The organism is Phyllobacterium sp. CL33Tsu, from assembly GCF_900113985.1.
GTDB lineage: Bacteria > Pseudomonadota > Alphaproteobacteria > Rhizobiales > Rhizobiaceae > Phyllobacterium > Phyllobacterium pellucidum.
Genome location: NZ_FORJ01000002.1, coordinates 147327 through 170484, shown reverse-complemented (window position 1 = coordinate 170484; position 23158 = coordinate 147327). Strand labels below are relative to the sequence as shown.

Sequence of the window (23158 nt, the reverse complement as noted above, 5' to 3'; positions counted from 1 at the left end):
CCGGGAGCCCATGTGATGACCGTCACGATTTACCACAACCCGAAATGCGGTACCTCGCGTAATACCCTCGCCATGATCCGCAATGCAGGGATCGAGCCGGTGATCGTGGAATATCTCAAGACGCCGCCGAGCCGGGAAACCCTGAAGGAAATGATCAGCCGGGCTGGTCTTAGCGTGCGCCAGGCCTTGCGCCAAAAAGGTACGCCCTATGTCGAGCTTGGCCTCGACAATGCTTCGCTGGACGACGATGCGCTTCTCGACGCGATGATGGCCAATCCAATCCTCATCGAACGTCCTTTCGTCGTGACCGAAAGAGGCGTGCGCCTCAGCCGCCCTTCAGAAATTGTGCTTGAGATCCTGCCAGATGCGCAGAAGGGCCCGTTTTCCAAGGAGGATGGTGAGGTCGTTATCGACAGCTCGGGCACTCGCATCCGCTGAGCCTCGATGTTATGGACGAGCAACGCCATCGGCCTGCGAAATTTCGGCGCAGTGGTCGACGCGGCTGGCGCCGCAGGGCTTGGTCGTGGAATCTTGCGGCTCGCCGATCTTGGCCCGCGTGAACTCAGTATCCATCAGGGATTTATCGGCGGCTATCGAGCGGAAAAGCCGCTTTGCAGGCTTTTCGACCCATTCGACCCGTCCGGGGGATGCCGTCGAATAGTGCCATGGCATGGTGATGAAGTGAATATTTTCAGACGAAAGATGCTGGACGGCGAAGGCGAGTTCCCGCATCACGCCGGGACTGAAACCCGGGTCGGTGATGACGGATTTCGTCGCGGCATCCATAAAGCTGAAGACCCGCACAGGGTTCGCCAATTGCGCTCCGAGCAATTTTTGAGCCATGGCACCAAAGAATTCATGCTGACGATGAATGCGTCCGATATCGGTGCCGTCGCCTATGCTGTAGCGGGCGCGCACGTAGCCTAGCGCTTCTTCGCCATTGAGGGTCTGGCATCCCGCAGCGAGGTCCAGCCCGGCAAGCTTGTCGTGGATTGGTTCGGAAATACAGTATTCGACGCCGCCGATGGCCTCCACAATCCGCCTGAATCCGCTAAAATCAACCTTGATCACGTGATCGATCTTTATGCCCGTCAGGGTTTCGACGGTCTTCCAGGTGCAGCTGATGCCTCCGAACATGAACGATGAGTTGATCATGCCGAGGTGCGCCCGCTGGCCGGGCAGGCCCTCGCGGCCGGAACAGGCGGGAAGGGGAACGAGCAGGTCGCGCGGGAAGCTCACGACATTCAACTCGCTGCGATCGGCCGAAAGATGCGCAAGCATGAGGATGTCGCTGCGCTCGCCGGGGTTGGCGACGGAAACGGTTTGCTGGTCCGAACCCACGATCAGGATGTTGAGTGCATCAGGCGATGCCTTGGCCGGGCGGCGATTGCCGAGGTCGGCTTCAGCAACCTCGAAGTGCCGCAGATTGCTCGTGAACTTCCAATACATGCCGCAAATGGCAAGCAGGATTACAAGCATCAGGCAAGTGACGGAAGCGAGCAGCAAATGCAGCCGCCGGCGTCGTTGAGGATCGCCCTCAGGCTTCGGCGCGCTGTTGATCAATCCGTCACTCACAAAATTCTCCAGTAGAACAAGCCAAGGTAATCATTATCCGGGCCAAGCCAACTAACATTTCCGTTTTAACGATGCGCATCGCACAAGCAACAACGCGAATGCCAGAGAATTCGAACAAGACCTTTGCCATGCAAAGAGCGTGCGAACGCCGCAAGGAGATGGCCAAGCCGTTGCGACACACGGCAGAACGACTATGCTGAGGGCGCGAATTGAAGGAAGGCGCTACCGCACTATGACGGACATCAATCAATTTCTCGAAGAAGCGATCGCCCTTGCACTGGACAATGCAAAAAGCGGCGGCCGTCCTTTCGGGGCCGTGGTCGTCAAGGACGGCAAGGTCATCGCGCGCGGCGTCAACCGGATTCAGGCCGACAACGATCCAACAGCACATGCCGAGCTTCTGGCCCTGCGTGCTGCCGGGCTTGCATTGCAATCCCCACGTCTGGACGGCTGCTCGGTCTACGCAAGCGGCCAACCGTGTCCCATGTGCCTAGCAGCGATGCGAATGGCCGGTATTGGCGATATCAAGTTCGCTTATTCCAATGAACAGGCAGAACCGTTCGGCCTCTCTACGGCCGTCATAGCAAAAGAGTTGGCGAAACCAATCGACCAGCAAGCGGGGCTGTCATATGCGCATTCGCCCGTGGGCGATGGTAAGCTGTATCAAGTTTGGCAGGACAACCAAAAGCGCTGATATCCGCGTCATCTGCAAGGGCTGCGGGTCTTGTCCTGAGAAGGCGGAATACCCGCAGAGCGACGGTAGCGGGAACCTGGGGCATCACTGAGCGTTTTTCGATGATACACCATCGGAGGACGAGGCCATGACAGCTCGCAGTATGCCAACGAAGGATGACATCGTAGCTCTCGAAAAATCCTATTGGGATGCGATGAAGGCGAAAGACGGCGGCCGCACCGCGGAACTGTCGGCGGATCCGGCACTCGTAACCGGCGCCCAAGGTGTGATGCGCATCGGCAAAAAGAAAATGGGCCAGATGACCGAGGACGGCAACTGGAGCCTGAAATCCTATGAATTCGCAGATGTCGAGGTTTCGACGCCGTCGCCTGATGTCGCGCTTATCGCCTACACGGTCGAGCAGAATGTAACGATGAATGGCAAATCGCAGAAAATGCGGGCCGCAGATAGCTCGGTTTGGATTCGCGGATCAAATGGTTGGGAGTGTCACGCGCACAGCGAGACGTTTCTGAAGTAGCACGAACCTGTTCAGTTGAAAATTTCATCTCCGGCCGTGAAAACGACCGGAGATGAATTTGCTTGTCTTGAACATTGTCCAGCTGATTGTGCCGGACAATGCGCGCTGCGCTTATCAGCTACAGCCGCTGGTTGCGCCGCATGTGTCGCACTTCAGGCAGGTGCCGTTGCGCACCATCGTGAAGTTCGAGCACTCTGAGCAGTTGTCGCCGGTATAGCCCTGCATCATCGACTTGATGCGCCGGTCCGACATGATTTTCTTTGCTTCGGCCTTCGCTTCCTCGGCGGCACCTTCTGCATCCTCGTTCTCGAAGAGCGCGGAAGCGGCGCTGGCCTCGGCCTCGCCCTTGGCGCGTTCTTCATAATCGCGCTTGAAGGCCGAGGATTCCTCGCTGACTGCGGCGATGGCCGGTTTGGCAGCGACGGCGACGGCGGAGCGGGCGGCAAGGGTCGTGACATTTGATGACGCAGCTGCCTTCGGAGCGCTTACCGCACCCTGACCCCCTGCATTGCTAAAACCCTTTGGATCCGCCTTGCCCGGCGAGACCACTTTCAGCGAAGCGCCGCGCGTCAGGCCCTTCGATACCGGTTCCGCCTTGCCTTCGGAAATACCACGCCCGAGCGAAGTGTTCGAGAAGTCGGACTGATCGACATGGGCGAGGTCGTGACGGTCGAGATAGGAAACGGCAAGCTCGCGGAAGACATAATCGAGGATCGATGTTGCGTTCTTGATCGCATCATTGCCCTGAACCATGCCAGCCGGCTCGAACTTGGTGAAAGTGAAGGCTTCCACATATTCCTCGAGCGGCACGCCATATTGCAGGCCGAGCGAGATGGCGATGGCGAAGTTGTTCATCATTGCACGGAAGGCGGCGCCTTCCTTGTGCATGTCGATGAAGATTTCGCCGAGACGGCCATCGTCGAATTCGCCGGTACGCAGGTAGACCTTGTGGCCGCCGACAACTGCCTTCTGCGTGTAGCCCTTGCGCCGGTTGGGCAGCTTCTCGCGGTCATGGATATATTTCTCGACGATGCGCTCGACGATCTTTTCGGTAACCTGCACGGCGCGTGCCGCGGTTGGTGCCTCGATCAGCGCCTCGACTGCATCGTCCTCATCCTCGTCCTCATCGGCGATAAGCGAGGAATTGAGCGGCTGCGAAAGCTTGGAACCGTCGCGATAGAGTGCGTTTGCCTTGAGCGCCAGCTTCCACGAGAGCATGTAGGCGGACTTGCAATCGTCGACCGTTGCTTCATTCGGCATGTTGATCGTCTTCGAGATCGCGCCGGAAATGAACGGCTGGGCGGCGGCCATCATGCGAATGTGGCTGTCGACCGAGAGGAAACGCTTGCCGACCTTGCCGCAGGGATTGGCGCAATCGAACACCGGATAGTGCTCTTCCTTCAGGAAGGGGGCGCCTTCGAGCGTCATTGCACCGCAGACATGGATATTGGCGGCTTCGATTTCCTTCTTCGAGAAGCCGAGAGCCGGCAGCATCTCAAAGGAAATATCGTTGAGCTGCTCGTCGGTGAAACCGAGAGCGTTCCTGGCAAAATCTTCACCCAGCGTCCACTTGTTGAAGGCGAACTTGATGTCGAAGGCCGACTTCAGCGCAGTGTTCAACGTTGCGATGATCTCGTCGGTAAATCCCTTCGCCCTCAGCGAGCCGGGATTGATGCCGGGCGCCTGGTTGAGATTGCCATGACCAACGGCATAGGCCTCGATCTCGGCAATCTGGCTTTCCGTATAGCCGAGCGTGCGCAGGGCTTCCGGTACGGCGCGGTTGATGATCTTGAAGTAGCCGCCACCGGCAAGCTTCTTGAATTTCACCAGGGCGAAATCGGGCTCGATACCGGTGGTGTCGCAATCCATGACAAGGCCGATCGTGCCGGTCGGTGCGATGACGGTTGCCTGGGCGTTGCGATAGCCATGCTTCTCGCCGAGCGCCAAGGCCTGGTCCCAGGCGGATTTCGCGTGGGCAATCAGGTCCTGATCGGGGCAGTCGGTGGCGATCAGGGCGACCGGGTTTACCGAAAGTGCCTCGTAGCCTTGGGTTTCGCCATGGGCAGCGCGGCGATGGTTGCGAATGACGCGCAGCATGTTGGCGGCATTCGGCGCATAGCCCGGGAAAGTGCCGAGCTCCTTCGCCATTTCGGCGGATGTCGCATAGGCAACGCCGGTCATGATCGCGGTGAGGGCACCGCCGATGGCGCGGCCTTCAGCGCTGTCATAAGGAATGCCGGAGGTCATCAGCAGGCCGCCGATATTGGCATAGCCGAGGCCGAGCGTGCGGTATTCGTAGGAGAGCCGTGCGATCTCCTTCGAAGGGAACTGCGCCATCATCACCGAGATTTCGAGGACGATGGTCCATAGACGGGCCGTATGCTCGTAGCCGACGACGTCGAACTTTCCGTCCTTCCCGCGATAGGTGAGGAGGTTGATCGAGGCGAGGTTGCAGGCCGTATCGTCAAGGAACATATATTCCGAGCACGGATTTGACGCGCGGATCGGGCCTGCCGCAGGGCAGGTATGCCAATCATTCATGGTCGTGTTGAAATGCAGGCCCGGATCAGCCGAGGCCCATGCGGCGTAGCCGATCTTTTCCCAGAGGTCGCGAGCTTTCAGCGTCTTCATAACCTTGCCGTCCTTGCGGGCAGTCAGGTTCCAGTTGCCATCACCTTCGACCGCGCGCAGGAACTCATCCTTCAGCGAAACCGAATTGTTGGAGTTCTGGCCGGCAACGGTGAGATAGGCTTCCGAATCCCAATCCGTATCGTAGGTCTTGAAGTCGATGTCCGTATAACCCTGCCGGGCAAACTGAATGACCCGCTGGATATAGTTTTCCGGAACCTGGTTCTTCTTCGCGGCCTTGATCTCGCGCTTCAACGCCGGATTCTTGGTCGGGTCGTAGCAATCGCCATTGTCGGCCTCGCAATTGACGCAAGCCTTCATGATCGCGGTCAGGTGCTGGCGAACGATCTTCGAGCCGGTTACAAGCGCGGCGACCTTCTGCTCTTCCTTGACCTTCCAGTCGATATATTCCTCGATATCCGGATGATCGACGTCAACGACGACCATCTTAGCGGCGCGGCGCGTCGTGCCGCCCGACTTGATGGCGCCGGCAGCGCGGTCGCCGATTTTCAGGAACGACATCAGGCCGGATGAGCGGCCGCCGCCCGAAAGCTTTTCGCCTTCGCCGCGCAGATAGGAGAAGTTCGAGCCGGTGCCCGAGCCATATTTGAACAGGCGCGCCTCGCGCACCCACAAATCCATGATGCCGCCTTCATTGACGAGATCGTCGGCGACAGACTGGATAAAGCAGGCATGCGGTTGCGGATGCTCGTAGGCGGACTTTGATTTTGTCAGCTTGCCGGTTTCGGGATCGACATAATAATGACCCTGGCCGGGACCATCGATGCCATAGGCCCAATGCAGGCCGGTGTTGAACCATTGCGGGGAATTGGGCGCGACGCGCTGGGTCGCGAGCATGTAGGCAAGTTCGTCACGGAAGGCGAGGGCATCTTCCTCACTGTCGAAGTATTTGCCCTTCCAGCCCCAATAGGTCCAAGTGCCGGCAAGGCGGTCGAAGACCTGGCGTGCGTCCATTTCCGAGCCATAGCGCGCATCTGCCGGCAATGCCGCGAGCGCCTCTTCGTCGGCGACTGAGCGCCAGAGCCATGACGGAACGTTGTTCTCTTCGACCTTCTTCAGCTTGGCCGGCACGCCGGCCTTGCGGAAATATTTCTGCGCCAGAATATCGGCAGCCACCTGACTGAACTGGGCTGGAACGTCGATATTCTCAAGACGGAACACGACGGATCCATCAGGGTTTTTGATCTCACTCGTCGCTACACGAAATTCGATGTCCGCATAGGCTGACTGATTGTCTTTGGTAAAACGCCGTTCTATCCGCATCTCTCTCGTCCTTGTCTCTATATATAGTGTCCATCGGGCTCCCTGTGAAGAGATGCGCAGCTATGGACACATGTCCGCCCTATCCGGCTCCAGCGGTCTGGAGCCAGCCGAATTTCCTCGACCCGTCATCGGCGCGGTCGCCCGCATGATTTCCGGGCCTGGCGGCCCTTTTTTTGACGCCTGTCGTGTGATTCATCTTTTATGATGCGTTCACACTATCTGGTATTCACTCTACCCTGTAAACACTAAATATAGTGTTAAATTGCCGTTTACCCAAGAAATATCTGCCAGCAGATGCAAAGAAGTTGTCCGTCCGGGCACAGCTTCGCCGACGCCTTGGCACAACAGGCCAAGCTGCGGAAAAACCTGAATAAACTGGTAAGAAGACCGGTAACAGACACGCCGGCCACGCCACCAACGCAACGCCGTCGATCATAAAAAATGACTCGGGCGTGAGCGTCAAGGCATAGTTTTTTACATATTTGTGACCGCAATATCTTGTGTGTCACATATGTGGATAACGGGGAGAACCTTGCGGAAAAAACGCCTGTGGAAGTCGTCGCGAAAAACGACGACGATCGTCAAGTCAGCGAAATCAGCGAGCTTGAAACTAGTGAAGATCCAGGATTGCAGGATCGAAGCTGGCGATGAGCTCGCGCAATTCCGGCTCGTCGACGCATTCTGCTGCTGCGGCGACGCTCATCCATTCGATGCGGCGCTGGCCGCGCTCCGGCCAGTTCTTTTCCTGCCGGGAAAAATGCATCGGAAAAACGTCGACAATGAAGTCGCCATTCTCGCCGTCGCACATGTCGCTCTTTTTGTAGGTGTAGGTGCCGATGGAGAAGGGCGCGACATCGCCGCGTGCGCCCGCTTCCTCATAGGCTTCGGTGCGTGCGGATTGAGCGAAAGTCTTCCGGACCTGCGGCCAGCCTTTGGGCAACACCCAGCGGCCGGTACCCCGGCTCGTAACCAGCAAGATTTCGGTCTTGCTCTTCTTCGTACGATAGACAAGCGCCGCCACCTGGCGAATTTTGCCGTTTGGCAATTCAATTCGCTTGTCGGTCACGATCTCATCCAGGTAGGTTACGTTCAATGGTCCGCTCGTACTTTAGTCTTACTATTTTCTACTAATGTGGACCGATTCTCCGAATTCACAAGTGTTTCGGCCCAACTACAGGTTGCTTATACGCCACTTGTGACGATTTTTTGAACAGCAGTGCAAAAATCTCACGCTCCACCATTCTAATTGCAGCGCAAACCAATCACACGACCAAGTGATAACTGGAAAGGGATCGCTACACGCGATAATCTGTCGTTCAACGCGATGGGAGGTGCAATGGTTTCCCAACATTCGTCTTTCGAGCACGATTTACCTCATTCGCACACTTCGACCGCGGACACCGGCCGTTCGAGCGTCATTGCCTCGTGTGTTTACGCCAATGGCAAGCGGATTGCGGATATTCCGATCGATGAGGCGGGCAACTGGTCCAAGAAAGACGGACATGTGGTGTGGATCGGGCTGCTCGAGCCTGACGGCGAACTCCTGCACCGGGTACAGAACCAGTTTGGCCTGCATAGCCTTGCGATCGAGGATGCCGAGCACGCACACCAACGGCCGAAGCTCGAGCAATATGGGGATGCCATATTCGTGGTGGCGCGCACAGCACAACTCATCGACAACCGGGTGGCTTTCGGCGAGACCCATGTCTTTGTCGGTAAGGGCTATCTCGTCAGCGTCCGTCACGGACCTTCAACGTCCTATACGGCCGTCCGCCAACATTGGGAAACATCGCCCTATGCCCTGGCCAAGGGCGAGGATTTCATCCTCTACGCCATTCTCGATTTCATCGTGGACAATTACATGCCGGTGCTCGAGTCGATCCATGACGAGGTCGAGTCGATCGAAGACCGCGTCCTGACCAAGCCCATGACCAGCAGTGATCTCGAGCGGCTCTACATGCTTCGGCGCGATCTTTTGCGCCTGCGCAACGCCATTGGTCCGCTGGTCGATGTATGCGGGCGGCTCAGCAATACGGACCTGCCGCAGATACAGACTGCGATGCAGCCCTTGTTTCGCGATGTGACAGATCATGTGCGCACGGTGCAGGAAAAGATCGACGGTTTGCGCGAGGTTCTCGCATTCGCCTTCGAGGCGAGCCTGCTTGTCGGCCAAAGCCAGGAGACGATTATTTCCAAGCGGCTCGCTGCCTGGGCGGCAATCCTCGCCGTGCCGACGGCAATTGCCGGGATCTACGGCATGAACTTCAAATACATGCCCGAACTCGACTCGCCCAACGGCTATTACTGGATCATGGCGCTGATGCTGTGCGTGTGCCTGATTCTCTTCTGGCGGTTCCGCAAGAGCGGCTGGCTCTAGCGATCAGCCACGGTGTCCCTTGGTTATCGGTTCCTGATATGTCAGGCCCATGTCCCAGGGAAAATAGATCCAGGTATCCTGCGAGACTTCCGTAACGAACGTATCGATGAGCGGGCGGCCCTTGGGCTTGGCATAGACAGTGGCGAAATGCGCCTTTGGCATCATCGAGCGAACGATAGCCGCCGTCTTGCCGGTATCGGTGAGGTCGTCGACAACGAGAATGCCTTCGCCCTCATTTTCGAGGAGCCGCGCATCGACATCCTTCAGCACCTTGAGATCGCCCTGCTCGTCATAATCATGGTAGGAGGCGATGCAGACTGTCTCGATCATCCTTATGCCCAGTTCCCGGCAGATGATCGCTGCTGGAACAAGCCCGCCGCGCGTGATCGCGACCATGGCGCGCCATTCGCGCTGCATCCCGGCAACGCGCCAGGCGAGGGCGCGCGCGTCGCGATGAAACTGGTCCCAGGAGACCGGAAAAGCTTTGTCGGGCAGGGACATGGCGCGCACTCCAATAAGGCTGGATCGATAAAATAGCGGAAATCCGCTCGGAATGCATTTCGCAATAGCGGCAAATGCCGGCCGATGGCAAGCGGCATGCGATGTTGGCCCATCGCGAGTCCTCGAAATATGTGTATTGCGGGCGCTAGCGCGACATCAGCGTCAGGCAGGGCATGTCCGCCATGATCGAACTGGTCACGCCACCGAACACCCATTCCTTAAGGCGCGACTGGCTATAGGCACCCATGACGAACAGCGATGCATTGGTCTCGGCAATGCGGCGACGCAACACCTTGTCGGTAGCCTCGCCATGGGAATCGACGATGTGGGGCGTGACGTTGACGCCGTGGCGCCGCAACGCATCGGAAAGTGGCGTGCCCGGGATTTCGAGGCTGGGATCGAGCGGCTTCTTGGGATCGATCCACAGGATATCGACGGAGTGCGCCTTGAGAAGCAGGGGAAGCGCATCGAACGCGGCGCGCGACGCCTCGCGCTTGCCATTGAAGGCGAGCACCACATGGTCGATCCGTTCCGGGATGCTGACCTTGTAGGGAACGAAGAGCACCGGCCGGCCGCTTTCCATCACAAGCGGATCGGTGACGTCGTTGACGCTGTCGGGATCGTTCGGGTCGGGCTGGCCGGCAATGATGATATCGGCGCGCAATGCACTCTGGGTGACCCCTGCGGAAGGACTGCTGCTTTCCGAGCGCACGATGCGAAATTCATGGCTGATCTTGCCGCGCCCCATTTCGGCATTGAAAAGCTTGGTAATCGCCTCAGAATTTTCCTTGTGTCGCTGCTCATGCGCTTCAAACAGCGTCGTATCGGCAAAGCCGGTAGGATCAGCGTAAACGATCGGCGAGGGGATCGTATAGAGACCAATAATGTGGGTTCGCTCGCTCGACGAAGCAATCAGTCTTGCGGCATCGATCACTCTCTTTGCTTCACGTTCGCTGCGAATGAATGCGATGATCGTGCGAAATGCCATGGTGGTCTCCATCATATCTTGCGCCGCTCGGCGCATCTGACAGTATTATACCCCTTAAACACAAGAATTTCTTTGCGTTTTCCGTAGGCTGGCGTCAATTCGATGTGTCTCAGCGTCCAAGCTGCGACGCCGACAGGCCCTCGACCATATTCCTGACCGCGGTTTCCGCAGCGATGAGTTTTTCCTTATCGCGAGCCCGGATGACGAGTTCAGTCGAGAACCTGTCATTTTCATATTTCGGATAGGACCCGATGATCGTATCGGGATGGGCGGCCTGGATATCGCGCAGGGCAGTGGCGATCGTTCCTTCGCCAAACGGGCAATTCACCGAGCGCGACAGCAACTGCTGGCCGACACGCAAAGTCGGCAAGACGTTATCGAGCATGGCCTGGAAAACCGATGGAACGCCCGCCATCACATAGACATTGCCGATATGAAAGCCTGGGGCCGTTGAAACCGGATTGGCGATATGCTCCGATCCGCGCGGCATGCGGGCCATGCGCTGGCGGCTTTCGGTAAACTCGATGCCGCGCGCCGCATAATTGTCGCCCATGATCTTCATGGCCCTGGCATCATGTTCGCACGGCACATCGAATGCCTTGGCGATAGCGTCGGCGGTGATGTCGTCATGCGTCGGACCGATGCCGCCGGAGGTGAAGACGTAGTCATAGCGGGCACGCAGCGCATTCAGCGCCTCGACGATGCGGTCTTGCTCGTCTGGAACGATGCGCACCTCCTCAAGGTCAATGCCGACCGCCGTCAGGATATCGGCGAGATGGCCGATATTCTTGTCCTTTGTCCGGCCGGAGAGCAATTCATCCCCGATGGCAAGCATGGCAGCGGTCACGACTTCGTTCGGCATCAGATTCTCCTATCGGACGGCGACGGTAATTGCAGGCGGGGCCTGCGGCAAGCCATTTCCGATGGGCGTCGTTGCTCTTCCCTTGGAAGGCCGGCGAGGGCAAATCAACGATTGACTGAATCGCCTGAACCGTCGAAAAGCAAAGCGCGCGGACGTGGCGAAACTGGTAGACGCAAGGGACTTAAAATCCCTCGGCCATAGGTCATGCGGGTTCGATCCCCGCCGTCCGCACCATGCACGCTTGCGTGAGGCGAGGTATGGCGGGTGGATTTGGTATTCAACATCGCATAAAAGCGGCACTTCCAACGCCAAGAGAAGATGATGCCGGCCATTTCAGCACAGACCACGACCACCAGGATCAAGTCATTCGCCGCGAGCAATCCAGCGATGCTGTTCGTGCTTTGCTATTTCGCCTTCCAGATATTCTTCCTGACAATGATCTCGAATGGCGCAGGGGTCGATGACGCCGAGCAACTCGCCTATGTCGGGGCTTTGCAATGGGGCTATGGCGGCTCGCAAGCCCCGCTCTATACGTGGATCAACAGCATCGCCGGCGATGTTCTGGGCATCAGTCTCTTTACGATCTATCTCGTAAAATTCAGCATGCTCGCGAACCTCTTTGCCAGCGTTTATTTTGGCGCAAGGCTTCTCGGGCTATCGCGCATGGTCGCCGCCGCAGGCATGCTGGGCATGTTCATGCTGCCGCAAATCTCGTGGGAATCGCAGCGCACGCTCACCCACTCCGTCGGCGGAACGACCGGTTGCGCCTGGGCTTTCCTCGCATTTGCCTGGCATATGAAGTCGCGGTCCTGGCATTCGGCAGCACTGCTCGGGCTCGGCATCGCCGCCGGCCTTCTAGGCAAATTCAATGCAAGTTTCTTTCTTATCGCTTTGATTTTGGCTGGTCTTTCCATCCCGTCCTATCGTGCCGTGCTGCTTTCGCGTCCAACACTCGCTGCGGTCCTCGCCTTCATAGCGGCCGTCATACCGACGGGCCTTTGGGCGCTCGCCCATACCGAAAACCTGCTCGCCCGGACGCACAAATTCGAAATGAACGCGGGCGGCCATTTTCTCCTCAGCCGTCTTCACGGTGAATGGAAGGTGCTCCTCAACAGCGTGCTTTTCTCAGGCGTGGCGCTGGCGTTCTTCGGCATTGCCTGGTGGCGCAGCCGCCGTGACCGGGTGACGGCGCGCTCCAGCGCGACCGATGGGGAAAAGTTCGTTGCGCGGCTCATCTGGTTCGCGCTCGCATGCGTTGCGGTAGGGGTCTTGATCAGCGGCGCTGCCGAGGTCAAGGATCGCTGGCTGCAGCCGGTTCTCTTCCTGTCGCCCTTGTATCTTGCCGTGCTGCTCGACCGGTTCATCAGATCAGATCTTCCCCTGAAGCGCTTTGCAGTGGTCGGGGCGATCTGCGGCCTCATCGTCATTCCGGGCCTTGCCATCAACATGCTCTACGCTCGCGATGGTGAAGATCCCTATATCGGCGAACTCGACTATGCGAAGCTTTTTGCTACGACGCGCGCCGAGGGCAGCTATCAGTCGGTCGTTTCCGACGGCCCGCAATTTCCCGGCAATTTGCGGCTTTATGATACGTCACTCACGCCGGTGCACATGGAAATGCCGAACGCCTCGGCGCGCATCAAGTTTCCAGCACTCTTCGTCTGGTTCGGCGAGGGTCTCAATCCTGGCGTCATGGCCTTGATGAGCGCTGCCGGCGTGCCCACACCGCCCACGGATGTGCGGCACATTTCGCTCAACTTCAGGAATTATCCGGATCGGAACGAGGCCGTAAGCTACGTCCTCGTTCCAGGTCCGGCAAAGCCTTAGGCCTCTCAGTCCTCGACGAAGACCTCGTCGCGCTTCTTGCGGATGCTCGGCAACAGCACGACGACGAGGACGGCAGCCGCAAGGAGCAGCAGACCGAGGCTCAGCGGCCGCGTCACGAATGTCGTCGGGTCGCCGCGCGACATGATCATGGCGCGCCGGAGGTGCTCCTCGAGCAGCGGGCCCAGCACGAAGCCGAGGAGAAGCGGCGCCGGTTCGCAGCGCAGTTTCGAAAGTCCGTAACCGAGAAGCCCGAAGAAGGCGACGGCGTAGAGATCGAATACATTGGAATTGACGCTGTAGACGCCGATCGAGCAGAACGCGATGATCGCCGGGAAGAGCATGTAATAGGGGATCGTAAGCAGCTTCACCCAAAGACCGATCAGCGGCAGATTGAGCAGGATCAGCATGAGGTTGCCGATCCACATCGAAGCAATGATGCCCCAGAACAGCGCTGGTTGTTCCGTGGCGACATTCGGGCCGGGAACGATGCCTTGAATGATCATCGCGCCGATCATCAGCGCCATGACCGGATTGGCAGGAATACCTAGGGTCAGCATCGGAATGAACGACGTTTGCGCGCCGGCATTATTGGCGGATTCCGGTCCTGCAACGCCGGCGATGGCGCCCTTGCCGAACTCTTCCGGCGTCTTCGAGATGCGCTTTTCCACCGTATAGGAGGCGAAGGAAGCGAGAATTGCGCCGCCCCCGGGCAGGATGCCTAGTGCCGAACCGATGGCCGTGCCGCGCAGGATTGGCGCAGTCATCGCCTTCCAGTCCTCGCGCGTCGGCCAGAGATTGGTCACTTTCTTGATCATGACGTCGCGCTCATGCTCGTTTTCGAGATTGCGCAGAATCTCGGCGATGCCGAAGACACCGACGGCGAGGGCGACGAAATTCAGGCCATCGGAGAGTTCGAGGATCCCGAGGTTGAACCTCGGCGTACCTGTATAAATATCGGTGCCGACAAGCCCAAGCAGGAGCCCGAGAACCACCATTCCAAGCGCCTTGATGACCGAGCCATGGGCAAGCGCGATGGACGAGACGAGGCCGACGATCATCAGCGAGAAATATTCGGCTGAACCGAATTGCAGCGCCACGGCGGTGAGCGGCGGCGCAAAGACGGCGACAAGGATCGTCGAAACGGTACCGGCGAAGAATGAGCCAATGGCGGCGATCGCGAGCGCTGCGCCGGCGCGGCCCTTGCGCGCCATCTGGTAGCCGTCGATGGCGGTGACCGCCGAGGACGATTCGCCCGGCATGTTGATCAGGATTGCCGTCGTCGAGCCGCCATACTGCGCGCCGTAATAGATGCCGGCGAGCATGATCAGCGATGAGACCGGCTCGAGCTGGAATGTGAGCGGCAGAAGCATGGCGATCGTCGCGGTCGCGCCGATGCCCGGCAAAACGCCGATCAGCGTGCCGAGAATAACGCCGATCAGGCAGAACAACAGGTTCCACGGGTGTCCCGCGGTGACGAAGCCAAGCGTGAGATTGTCGATCAGTTCCATCTTGGCCTCACTGTCCGAGCCAGGGGCCGAACCGCCGGAAGGGCAGGCCAAGCGCGTAGCTGAAAACAATTACCGAAAAAAGTGTCAGCCCGCTGACGAGGAGAAGGGCGGTTCCAGGCCGCATCTTCGAGCTGGCGAAGGCGGCGAGCAGGCCGGACAGGAACAGGGAAGGCACAAAGCCAAGTCCGCGCACCGTTAGGCCGAAAAGAATGGGAGCTGGCAGGATGAACAGCATGCCGCGCCAGGCAATCGGACCCATCGGCTCATGCTCGACCTGCGTGCCCTGGATGATCACGATGATCCCGAAAATGACGAGCAGGCCGGCGAGGACCAAAGGGAAATAGCCCGGACCCATCTTGAAGGCCGTTCCGATATCGAGGCCATAGGCCTGAATTGCGAAGAAGAGACCGACTGCGATGAAAAACAGGCCGCATATCAGGTCGCGCATACTGAAACTTAAGGATTTCATATGTCCCCCGTACCAATAAATTCTTTGTAATGGGCCGGCTCAGGCCATGAGGACCTGAACCGGCGAATAGTTCTAGTCGGCGTACTGGCCCGCGGCCTCGATGATCGGCTTCCAGCGGGAAACTTCGCTTTCAAGCTTCGACTTGAGCCCGTCAGGCGTAGCCTCGGCGTCGGTGACCGGTACGGTGCCGAGTTCGGCGAAACGAGCGACGACGTTGGGGTCTTTCAGCGCCTTCTGCAGCGACGCCGAGAGCTTGGCGGTGACATCCGCCGGCGTTCCCTTCGGAGCGTAGATGCCGTGCCAGATGCCGACCTGCAAGCCCGGCAAGCCAGCTTCCGCAACCGTCGGCAGATCGGGGAGGGCATCAAGGCGCTTGGCCGAGGTCACGGCATAGGCCTTGACCGTCGCGCCCTTGATCTGCTTGGTGGTGTTCGTGGTCTGGTCGCACATCAAATCGACCTGGCCGCCGAGAAGGTCGGTCATGGCGGGCCCGGTTCCCTTGTAAGGCACCGTCACCAGCGACGTCTTGATCTCGCTCATCAAAAGCATGCCGCACAGATGCGAAGCTGCACCGATGCCCGCATTGGCGAGGGTAATCTTGTCAGCGTTGGCCTTCACGTATTCGACGAGGCCCTTCATGTCCGCTGGCTCGAAATCCTTCTTGGCGACAATGGTCATCGGCACGTCGGTGACGAGGCCGACATATTCGAAGGCGTTCAGCGTGTCATAGGGAAGCTTGCGGTAAAGCGTGGCGCTCGTTGCCATGCCGATATGGTGCAGGAGGAGGGTGTAACCGTCCGGATCAGCCTTGGCGACCTGCGAGGCGCCCAGCGTGCCGCCGGCGCCGCCTACGTTCTCAACGACGATCTGCTGGCCGAGATCCTTCGACATCGATTCGGCTACGAGGCGCGTAACGGTATCGGTGGGTCCGCCTGCCGCAAAGGGCACGACCATGGTTATGCTGCGCTCGGGATAGCCAGCGGCATTGGCGCCGCCGGCGATAAGGGCGAAGGCAGCCGTGGCAGCCAGCGAAGAGATGAGTTTGTGCATCTTTGTTCCTCCCAGACGATTCTTGAAATTACTCGAAACGAACCATGGCGCCGAAGCTTGCCAATATCTTTCTCCTCCCGATATTGGCAGCGTCGCTTTCGGCGCGTAGCATCCAGTCTATCGGACGAAACCACGGCCGGTATGTCAAGCAATTCATGGGGTTCGTGAATATTTTTGACAGAGCGACTGTGAACAAACCCACTATGCCTTCGGCTTTAGTATAGGTTTGTTCGCACCACCAAGCATCAGAGGCAGTTTCATGGTCAAGCAAGCAAATCATGGCGGAAAGCCAAAGTCCTGGACGGAATCAGCATCCTTGCTGGTCGATGTCGCGATGGGCCGCAAACATGCCGATCTCGTGGTGCGTAATGGTCGCCTCGTCAGCGTTTATTCCGGTGAAATCATTGCAGGCATGGATATAGCCGTCGCCGCCGGCCGGTTCGCGTTTGTCGGGCACGGTGTCGAGCACTGTATCGGACCGAAGACGAAAGTGGTGGATGCGGGCGGGCGCTACCTCGTCCCTGGTCTTTGTGATGCGCACATGCACGTCGAAAGCGGCATGGTGACGGTGACCGAATTCACCCGCGCCGTCATACCCCATGGCACGACCTCGATGTTCATCGATCCGCACGAGATTGCCAATGTGCTCGGGCTCGAAGGCGTGCGCCTCATGCATGACGAAGCGCTCGCGATGCCGATCAACGTCCACGTGCAGATGCCGAGCTGCGTTCCGTCAGCCCCGGGCCTCGAAAATGCAGGCGCTGCCATCAGTCCGCACGATATCGAAGAAGCCATGACCTGGCCGAATATCATCGGTCTCGGCGAGGTGATGAATTTTCCAGGCGTCGCCAGCAACAATGCCACCATGCGCGGCGGCATCGATGCGACCATGAACGCCGGGAAAACGGTGGGCGGCCATTTCGCCTCGCCCGAGCTTGGACGGGCTTTCCACGGCTATGTCGCGGGTGGCCCGGAGGACGATCATGAAGGAACGCGCATGGACGATGCAATTGCGCGCGTACGCCAGGGCATGCGCGCCATGCTGCGGCTTGGCTCTGCCTGGTATGACGTTGCCAGCCAGATCAAGGCAGTGACCGAGCAGGGGCTCGATCCGCGCAATTTCATTCTTTGCACCGATGACAGCCATTCGGGAACGCTGGTGCATGAAGGTCATATGGACCGCGTCGTCCGCCATGCGATCACGCAGGGCCTGAAGCCGGTGACTGCGATTCAGATGGCAACGTTGAACACCGCCCAGCATTTCCGCCTTGAGCGCGAGATTGGCTCAATCACCCCGGGACGCCTTGCGGATTTCCTCATCGTTTCGGACCTTGCCAATCTGACGATCGACCGCGTCTATGCGCGCGGCAGGCATGTGGCCGAAAAAGGCAAGCTCCTCGCCGAGATCCCGCCATACAACTATCCGGCGTTCGCAAAGAACACGATCAAGCTCGGCAAGAAGCTTGCGGCGAAAGACTTTGACATCAAGGCGCCGAAGCCCGCAAAGCATGTCACGGCCCGGGTGATTGGAGTGATCGAGAACCAGGCGCCGACACGTGCGCTTGAAGCCGATCTTACCGTCTCCGACGATATCGTGCAGATGGACCGGCGCAACGATGTGTGCCAGATCGCGCTGGTCGAGCGCCATCGCGGTACCGGCGCAGTGGTCAACGGTTTCGTTTCAGGCTTCGGCTATACGCTTGATTGCGCTATGGCATCCACGGTTGCACATGACAGCCACCACATGATCGTCGTCGGTACGAACAAGGAAGACATGGCCAAGGCTGCCAATCGGCTCGGCCAGGTCGGCGGCGGCGTGGTGCTGTTCTCGAAGGGGCGCGAACTGGCGCTGGTCGAGATGCCGATTGCCGGCCTGATGTCGGATCAGCGGGCCGAGGTCGTTGCCGAGCAGGCGGACAAACTGGTCAAGGCCATGCGCGCCATGGGCTGCAGCCTCAACAACGCCTATATGCAGCATTCCTTGCTCGCTCTCGTCGTGATACCGGAATTGCGTATTTCCGATGTCGGCATTATCGACGTCAGGACATTCGAGAAGGTTGACCTGTTCCTATGACTGCATTCATCAAGGCCGTGGAGCGCGCGGCGGAAAAAATGCGCGTCCTTTTTCCAGAAACGCCGCTGCAACTCAATCACTATTTGTCCCATAAGTATGGTGCGCAGATCTGGCTTAAACGCGAGGACCTGTCGCCGGTTCGCTCCTATAAGATCAGGGGCGCGTTCAATTTCATCGCGCATTACCTGAACGAGCACAAAGGCGAAGACACCAGCTTTGTCTGCGCCTCCGCGGGCAATCATGCGCAAGGCTTCGCTTTTATCTGCCGGAATTTCGGCAAGAAGGGCGTCGTGTTCATGCCGGTGACGACACCGCAGCAGAAGATCGACAAGACGCGTACCTTCGGCGGCGAATTTATCGAGATCCGCCTTGTCGGCGACATATTCGACCAATGCTATGTCGCCGCGCAGGATTATGCCGCCGAAACGGGTGCCGTCATGGTGCCGCCATTCGACCACAACGATATCATCACCGGACAGGCGACGGTCGCGTTCGAGATTGCCCATCAGCTACCGGACAAGCGCAAGCCGGATTTGATGATCCTCCCCGTCGGCGGGGGTGGCTTATCTGGCGGCGTTACCCGCTATCTCGGCGAACTCGGCTGGGAAACGCGCTTTCGTTTCGTTGAGCCGGCTGGCGCGCCGAGCCTCAAGCGGAGTCTCGAGGCGGGCAAGCGCGTCAAGCTCGACACCGTCGACAATTTTGTCGACGGCGCTGCAGTGGCCGAGATCGGGCGCGAAAATTTCAAGATTCTCAAAGGCTTCACAGCGGACGCTGTGACTTTGATTCCGGAGAACCGCCTGAGTTCGACGATCCTCGAAATGCTCAATATCGAAGGCATCGTACTGGAGCCGGCCGGTGCGCTCGCCATCGACTCGCTCAAGGACTTCAAGAAGAGCGAACTCAAGGGGAAGCGGATCATCCTCGTGGTTTCAGGCAGCAACTTCGATTTCGAGCGGCTTCCGGAACTGAAGGAGCGATCGCTGCGCTATGAAGGTCTGAAGAAGTATTTCATCTTCCGTTTTCCGCAGCGGCCCGGCGCATTGCGCTCCTTTCTCGATCTTCTCGGGCCCGAGGATGACGTCGCGCGCTTCGAATATCTGAAGAAATCGGCGCGAAACTTCGGCTCGGTACTGATTGGCATCGAGACCAAGAACAAGGTCAATTTCGACATTCTGTTCAAACGCTTCGATGAGGCGGGCTGGGCCTATCAGGATATTACCGACAATGAGGCGATTGCCGGACTGATCATCTGATGACGACCTATATCGTCCTGTTCCGTGGCGTGGGCGGAGCAACCTTGTTGCCCGTCAAGCCGCTGAAGGACGCGCTGGTCGATGCCGGCTTCGACAAGGTCGCCACCTATATCAATACGGGCAATGTCGTTTTGGTGTCGGAGCTTCAGCGGCAAACCATCTTGCAAAGAGTGGCGTCTATCGCACTGGAAAACTTTGCGTTCTCCAAGGCAATCATGATCCTCGACCGGCAGGAATGGTCGAGCCTCATTGCCGGCAATCCGTTCCCGCAGCACGCGGCCGAGGGCAACAAACTCCACGCGTTCATTCTGGAGAAGGAGCCTGAAAAGGAGGCGGTCCAGGCCCTTGAGCGGAAGGCGGCGGGGTTGCCGGAACAATTCAAAATTCTGGGCAAGGTCCTTTACTACTATCCGCCGCAGGGGGCATCGCAGTCGAAACTGCATGGAAAAATTGAATCGACGCTGAAGGTTGCCGCGACGGCGCGCAATTGGAATACAGTGCTGAAATTGGGGGATCTGGCCGAGCGGCTGGAGGGGGAAACGCAATGACGGTCTATATCGCGCTGTTTCGCGGGATCAATGTCGGGGGCAACAAGCTTGTCAAAATGGAGACGTTGCGCAGCGCGCTGGAGGAGGCGGGTCTGGTGGACGTGACGACGTATATTCAGAGCGGCAATGTCGTCTTCAAATCGAACCAGACGGCAGCGCGTATCGAAAAGATGATTGCGGATCTCTTTCCAAAGACGTTTGGCTTTGAGTCTCGCGTCTCGCTTCGCAGCATCGACGAATGGAATTGCATGGTCGCGAAGAATCCCTATCCGCAGGCTAAGGAAAACCCGAAATCGCTGCATGCCGTGATCCTCGATAGCAAACCGACAGACGCTGCCCTTACAGAGCTTGAGACGAGGGCAAGCGGTTCCGAGAGCTTCACCGTCAGTAATCGCGTGCTTTATCTCTATACGCCCGACGGTTTCGGCACCTCGAAGCTGGCGGAAGCGCTCGACAAGGTCTTGAAAGTGCCGTTGACGGCGCGCAACTGGCGCACGGTTCTGACGCTTCAGGAAATGGCAGGCGCCATCTGAGCCCGAGCGAGCGAATCCTCCAGCGTCCGGAAAATGCGCGGGTCGGAACATTGCGCAACATTGAAGCGCATGTAGGCATTTGCTCCGGGCGAGGGACTGAACACCTGCCCGGGTGCGAAGATCACGCCTTCGGTTAGCCCGTACTGCGCGACTGCCGCCGCATCCGCACCTTGCGGCAGCTTGCACCACACGAACATGCCGCCGCGCGGTTCGATCCACGGCGTAACGCCCATGGATTTCAACCGGGAGAGGGTTTCACCCATGCTGCGCGCCAGGCGCGTGCGCAATCCATCGATGTGCTTGCGATAGCCGCCATCCTTGAGCATCAGGTAGACCAGTTCCGCGGAAATGCGGCCAGCGCCGAAGGAGGTCGCGACACGCAGGTCCACCAGAGCCTCGACCCAATCACGGCGCGCAGCGACGAAGCCACAGCGCACCGATGCGGATAGCGACTTCGAGAAACTGCCGATGTGGATCACCCGTTCGAGACCGTCGAATGCGGCAAGACGGGGAGCGGACTCGTGCTCGAAATCGGCAAAGATATCATCCTCGACGATGGTCAGACCATATTGCTCGGCAAGCTTCAGCAGGCGGTGGGCGACGACTGGCGAGAGGGTCGCTCCGGTGGGATTGTGCAATGCCGCGTTGGTGATGTAGAGGCGGGGCCTGTTCGCCTCGAGCGCAGCGGCAAAGCGTTCAAGATCGGGACCCGACGGCGTAAAGGGCACGCCTATGATCCTGGCACGGTGCGCTTTGAGCAGGGCGTGAAAGTTGAAGTAGCAGGGATCGTCCACAATAACCGCATCGCCGGGTTCGATCAGAAACCGGCAGATCAAATCGATCGCCTGCGTACCTGACTCTGTCAGCATGATCTGGTCCGGCGCTGCCTCGATCCCATGGTCGGCCATGCGGCGCGAAAGCAGTTGCCGCAGGGGATGCAGCCCGAGAGGCGAGGCGTAATCGGTGATGGCAGAAGTCTCGCCCCGCGCCAGTGTCCGCAAGGCCCTGCGGATGCCGTCCTCGGGCATCCATTCGGCGGGAAGCCAGCCGCAGCCGGGCTTTGCCACGTCCTCGCCAGCCTCAAGCGACAGGCGCGACACCCATAGCGGGTCAATGGCACGGTCGAGGCGCGGGCCAATTTCTGTCAGGCTGAGCGGCGGCAGATGGCCGGCCACGTAGAAGCCCGAGCCTCTCCGCGACTGGATGGCACCTTCCGCGGTGAGCCGGTCATAGGCCTCGACAACTGTCGATTTTGATACGCCCATTGTGGCTGCAAGGCTGCGAATGGATGGCAGCTTGGCTCCCGGTGCGAGCGTGCGCCGCATTACCCGCTGACGGATCTCGTCCATCACCTGTTCGACCAGCGTGCCCCGCAGGCGTGCAATATGCGTGCTTAAGTCCATCTGTACTGCACTTGTATCCATTACAGTTTGACAAAATTGTACCGGACCGTCTCTGGAAAATCCATCCTTCCGACGTCAGAAAAGCCCACACAAATGCAGGCAGTGGGAATCAATATGGACAAGATGGCGAGCGGCTGGATCAACGGCTTCGTGGGCGTACTTATCTTCAGCGGATCGCTGCCGGCGACCCGCGCGGCCGTATCAGGGTTCGATCCGATCTTTCTGACGGGCGCCCGGGCGACCATCGCGGCATTGCTCGGCTTGGCGCTGCTTCTCGCCTTTCGCGAAAAGCGTCCTGACAAGGCCGATCTCATTTCGCTTGTCGTGACCGCGCTTGGCGTTGTCGTCGGCTTTCCACTGTTGACAGCGCTGGCGCTCCGTCATGTCACGTCCGCGCATTCGATCGTCTTTATCGGCCTTTTGCCGCTCGCAACCGCCATTTTCGCAGTCTGGCGCGGCGGCGAGCGGGTACGCCCGCTGTTCTGGTTGTTTTCCTGCCTCGGCAGTCTGCTCGTGGTTGGCTTCGCGCTCACTCAGAACGTCAGCGCCTCGCTCGTTGGCGATCTTTTGATGTTCACAGCAATCGTCGTGTGCGGTCTTGGTTATGCCGAAGGAGCCAAACTGTCGCGCCGCCTTGGCGGCTGGCAGGTTATATGCTGGGCGCTTGTCATCTCGCTGCCAGTCATGTTGCCGCTAACGCTATATGTCATGCCCGGCGAGTGGCAGGGGATAAGCGGGCCTGCCTGGTTCGGTCTATTTTATGTCTCCCTGTTCTCGATGCTGATCGGCTTCATCTTCTGGTATCGCGGACTTGCGCAGGGCGGCATTGCCGCAGTCGGGCAACTGCAACTGCTGCAGCCTTTCTTCGGCCTTGTCCTTGCGGCAACCCTGCTGGGCGAGCATGTCGGGTGGCCGATGATCCTGGCAACGGTCGGCGTGATCGCCTGCGTTGTCGGCGCCAAGCGCTTTGCCCGATAGGTTGGACAGATTTTCTATTCCTGTGGGCCCACGCGCAAACTTATCCTTTGCCAGGGCCGCATCGACCGGTTATCGCCTGACGCACT

Annotated in this window: 20 protein-coding genes and 1 tRNA gene; 11 read left to right on the top strand and 10 right to left on the bottom strand. The window is 58.8% G+C overall.

What is annotated here, in order from left to right:
* Positions 1 to 15 precede the first annotated feature (15 nt).
* Positions 16 to 438, top strand: coding sequence for an arsenate reductase (glutaredoxin) (gene arsC / locus BM074_RS10450; protein WP_091921811.1), 423 nt, complete (start codon positions 16 to 18; stop codon positions 436 to 438).
* A gap of 9 nt (positions 439 to 447) precedes the next feature.
* Here arsC and BM074_RS10445 read toward each other — a convergent pair whose 3' ends face one another.
* The gene (locus tag BM074_RS10445; protein WP_139217649.1) at positions 448 to 1575 is read right to left on the bottom strand and encodes an LCP family protein; all 1128 of its coding nucleotides are present in this window, start codon (positions 1573 to 1575) and stop codon (positions 448 to 450) included.
* Between the two features lie 232 nt (positions 1576 to 1807).
* Between BM074_RS10445 and BM074_RS10440 the strand changes: the two genes are divergently transcribed.
* Complete coding sequence (locus tag BM074_RS10440; protein WP_091921804.1) at positions 1808 to 2269, top strand: nucleoside deaminase; 462 nt, start codon at positions 1808 to 1810, stop codon at positions 2267 to 2269.
* A gap of 127 nt (positions 2270 to 2396) precedes the next feature.
* Positions 2397 to 2786 (top strand): nuclear transport factor 2 family protein, encoded by a 390-nt coding sequence (locus tag BM074_RS10435; protein ID WP_091921802.1) that lies wholly within the window; start codon positions 2397 to 2399, stop codon positions 2784 to 2786.
* A 114-nt stretch (positions 2787 to 2900) separates the two neighbouring features.
* Here the strand turns inward: BM074_RS10435 and BM074_RS10430 are convergent, their stop codons facing one another.
* Positions 2901 to 6698 (bottom strand): vitamin B12-dependent ribonucleotide reductase, encoded by a 3798-nt coding sequence (locus tag BM074_RS10430; protein ID WP_091921800.1) that lies wholly within the window; start codon positions 6696 to 6698, stop codon positions 2901 to 2903.
* Positions 6699 to 7308: 610 nt separating this feature from the next.
* Entirely contained in the window at positions 7309 to 7791 is a 483-nt protein-coding gene (locus tag BM074_RS10425) for an NUDIX hydrolase (RefSeq protein ID WP_027231558.1), read from the bottom strand.
* A 243-nt stretch (positions 7792 to 8034) separates the two neighbouring features.
* Here BM074_RS10425 and corA point away from each other — a divergent pair, with 243 nt between their 5' ends.
* Complete coding sequence (corA, locus tag BM074_RS10420; protein ID WP_027231557.1) at positions 8035 to 9075, top strand: magnesium/cobalt transporter CorA; 1041 nt, start codon at positions 8035 to 8037, stop codon at positions 9073 to 9075.
* Positions 9076 to 9078: 3 nt separating this feature from the next.
* Here corA and gpt read toward each other — a convergent pair whose 3' ends face one another.
* From gpt to BM074_RS10405, 3 genes are all read right to left on the bottom strand, one after another.
* A complete protein-coding gene (gene gpt / locus BM074_RS10415; RefSeq protein ID WP_027231556.1) occupies positions 9079 to 9576 on the bottom strand; it encodes a xanthine phosphoribosyltransferase in 498 nt (165 codons plus the stop codon).
* A gap of 145 nt (positions 9577 to 9721) precedes the next feature.
* On the bottom strand, positions 9722 to 10564 hold the full coding sequence (locus tag BM074_RS10410; protein ID WP_027231555.1) for a universal stress protein: 843 nt from the start codon (positions 10562 to 10564) through the stop codon (positions 9722 to 9724).
* A gap of 109 nt (positions 10565 to 10673) precedes the next feature.
* Positions 10674 to 11426 carry a competence/damage-inducible protein A gene (locus tag BM074_RS10405; protein ID WP_091921797.1) on the bottom strand — a complete coding sequence of 251 codons (753 nt, stop codon included), beginning with the start codon at positions 11424 to 11426 and terminating at the stop codon, positions 10674 to 10676.
* A gap of 148 nt (positions 11427 to 11574) precedes the next feature.
* Here BM074_RS10405 and BM074_RS10400 point away from each other — a divergent pair.
* Both BM074_RS10400 and BM074_RS10395 read left to right on the top strand, forming a co-directional pair.
* Positions 11575 to 11660 (top strand) — tRNA-Leu (locus tag BM074_RS10400).
* Positions 11661 to 11747: 87 nt separating this feature from the next.
* Positions 11748 to 13253: an ArnT family glycosyltransferase gene (locus BM074_RS10395; RefSeq protein WP_091922415.1), complete on the top strand. Its 1506-nt coding sequence runs from the start codon at positions 11748 to 11750 to the stop codon at positions 13251 to 13253.
* A gap of 5 nt (positions 13254 to 13258) precedes the next feature.
* On the opposite strand, the gene BM074_RS10390 is transcribed toward BM074_RS10395, so the two are convergent.
* The 3 genes from BM074_RS10390 to BM074_RS10380 all read right to left on the bottom strand — a co-directional run bounded on the left by BM074_RS10390 (position 13259) and on the right by BM074_RS10380 (position 16280).
* The gene (locus tag BM074_RS10390; protein WP_027231553.1) at positions 13259 to 14761 is read right to left on the bottom strand and encodes a tripartite tricarboxylate transporter permease; all 1503 of its coding nucleotides are present in this window, start codon (positions 14759 to 14761) and stop codon (positions 13259 to 13261) included.
* 7 nt (positions 14762 to 14768) lie between these two features.
* A complete protein-coding gene (locus BM074_RS10385) occupies positions 14769 to 15230 on the bottom strand; it encodes a tripartite tricarboxylate transporter TctB family protein (RefSeq protein WP_027231552.1) in 462 nt (153 codons plus the stop codon).
* Between the two features lie 72 nt (positions 15231 to 15302).
* Positions 15303 to 16280, bottom strand: a complete 978-nt coding sequence (locus BM074_RS10380; protein WP_091921795.1) for a tripartite tricarboxylate transporter substrate binding protein BugD — start codon at positions 16278 to 16280, stop codon at positions 15303 to 15305.
* A 259-nt stretch (positions 16281 to 16539) separates the two neighbouring features.
* Here BM074_RS10380 and ade point away from each other — a divergent pair, with 259 nt between their 5' ends.
* The 4 genes from ade to BM074_RS10355 are packed head-to-tail and all read left to right on the top strand — an operon-like array spanning position 16540 to position 20691.
* Positions 16540 to 18354, top strand: coding sequence for an adenine deaminase (gene ade / locus BM074_RS10370; RefSeq protein ID WP_027231549.1), 1815 nt, complete (start codon positions 16540 to 16542; stop codon positions 18352 to 18354).
* Positions 18351 to 19610, top strand: coding sequence for a threonine ammonia-lyase IlvA (gene ilvA, locus BM074_RS10365; RefSeq protein ID WP_027231548.1), 1260 nt, complete (start codon positions 18351 to 18353; stop codon positions 19608 to 19610). Before ade ends, ilvA begins: the two co-directional genes overlap by 4 nt.
* Positions 19610 to 20158 (top strand): DUF1697 domain-containing protein, encoded by a 549-nt coding sequence (locus BM074_RS10360; RefSeq protein ID WP_091921793.1) that lies wholly within the window; start codon positions 19610 to 19612, stop codon positions 20156 to 20158. The genes ilvA and BM074_RS10360 overlap by 1 nt, the downstream gene beginning before the upstream one ends.
* Entirely contained in the window at positions 20155 to 20691 is a 537-nt protein-coding gene (locus tag BM074_RS10355) for a DUF1697 domain-containing protein (RefSeq protein WP_091921791.1), read from the top strand. Before BM074_RS10360 ends, BM074_RS10355 begins: the two co-directional genes overlap by 4 nt.
* On the opposite strand, the gene BM074_RS10350 is transcribed toward BM074_RS10355, so the two are convergent.
* The gene (locus BM074_RS10350) at positions 20667 to 22094 is read right to left on the bottom strand and encodes an aminotransferase-like domain-containing protein (RefSeq protein WP_091921789.1); all 1428 of its coding nucleotides are present in this window, start codon (positions 22092 to 22094) and stop codon (positions 20667 to 20669) included. The two genes, BM074_RS10355 and BM074_RS10350, sit on opposite strands and share 25 nt — an antisense overlap.
* 114 nt (positions 22095 to 22208) lie before the next feature.
* Between BM074_RS10350 and BM074_RS10345 the strand changes: the two genes are divergently transcribed.
* Positions 22209 to 23072: a DMT family transporter gene (locus tag BM074_RS10345; protein WP_091922413.1), complete on the top strand. Its 864-nt coding sequence runs from the start codon at positions 22209 to 22211 to the stop codon at positions 23070 to 23072.
* Positions 23073 to 23158 lie beyond the last annotated feature (86 nt).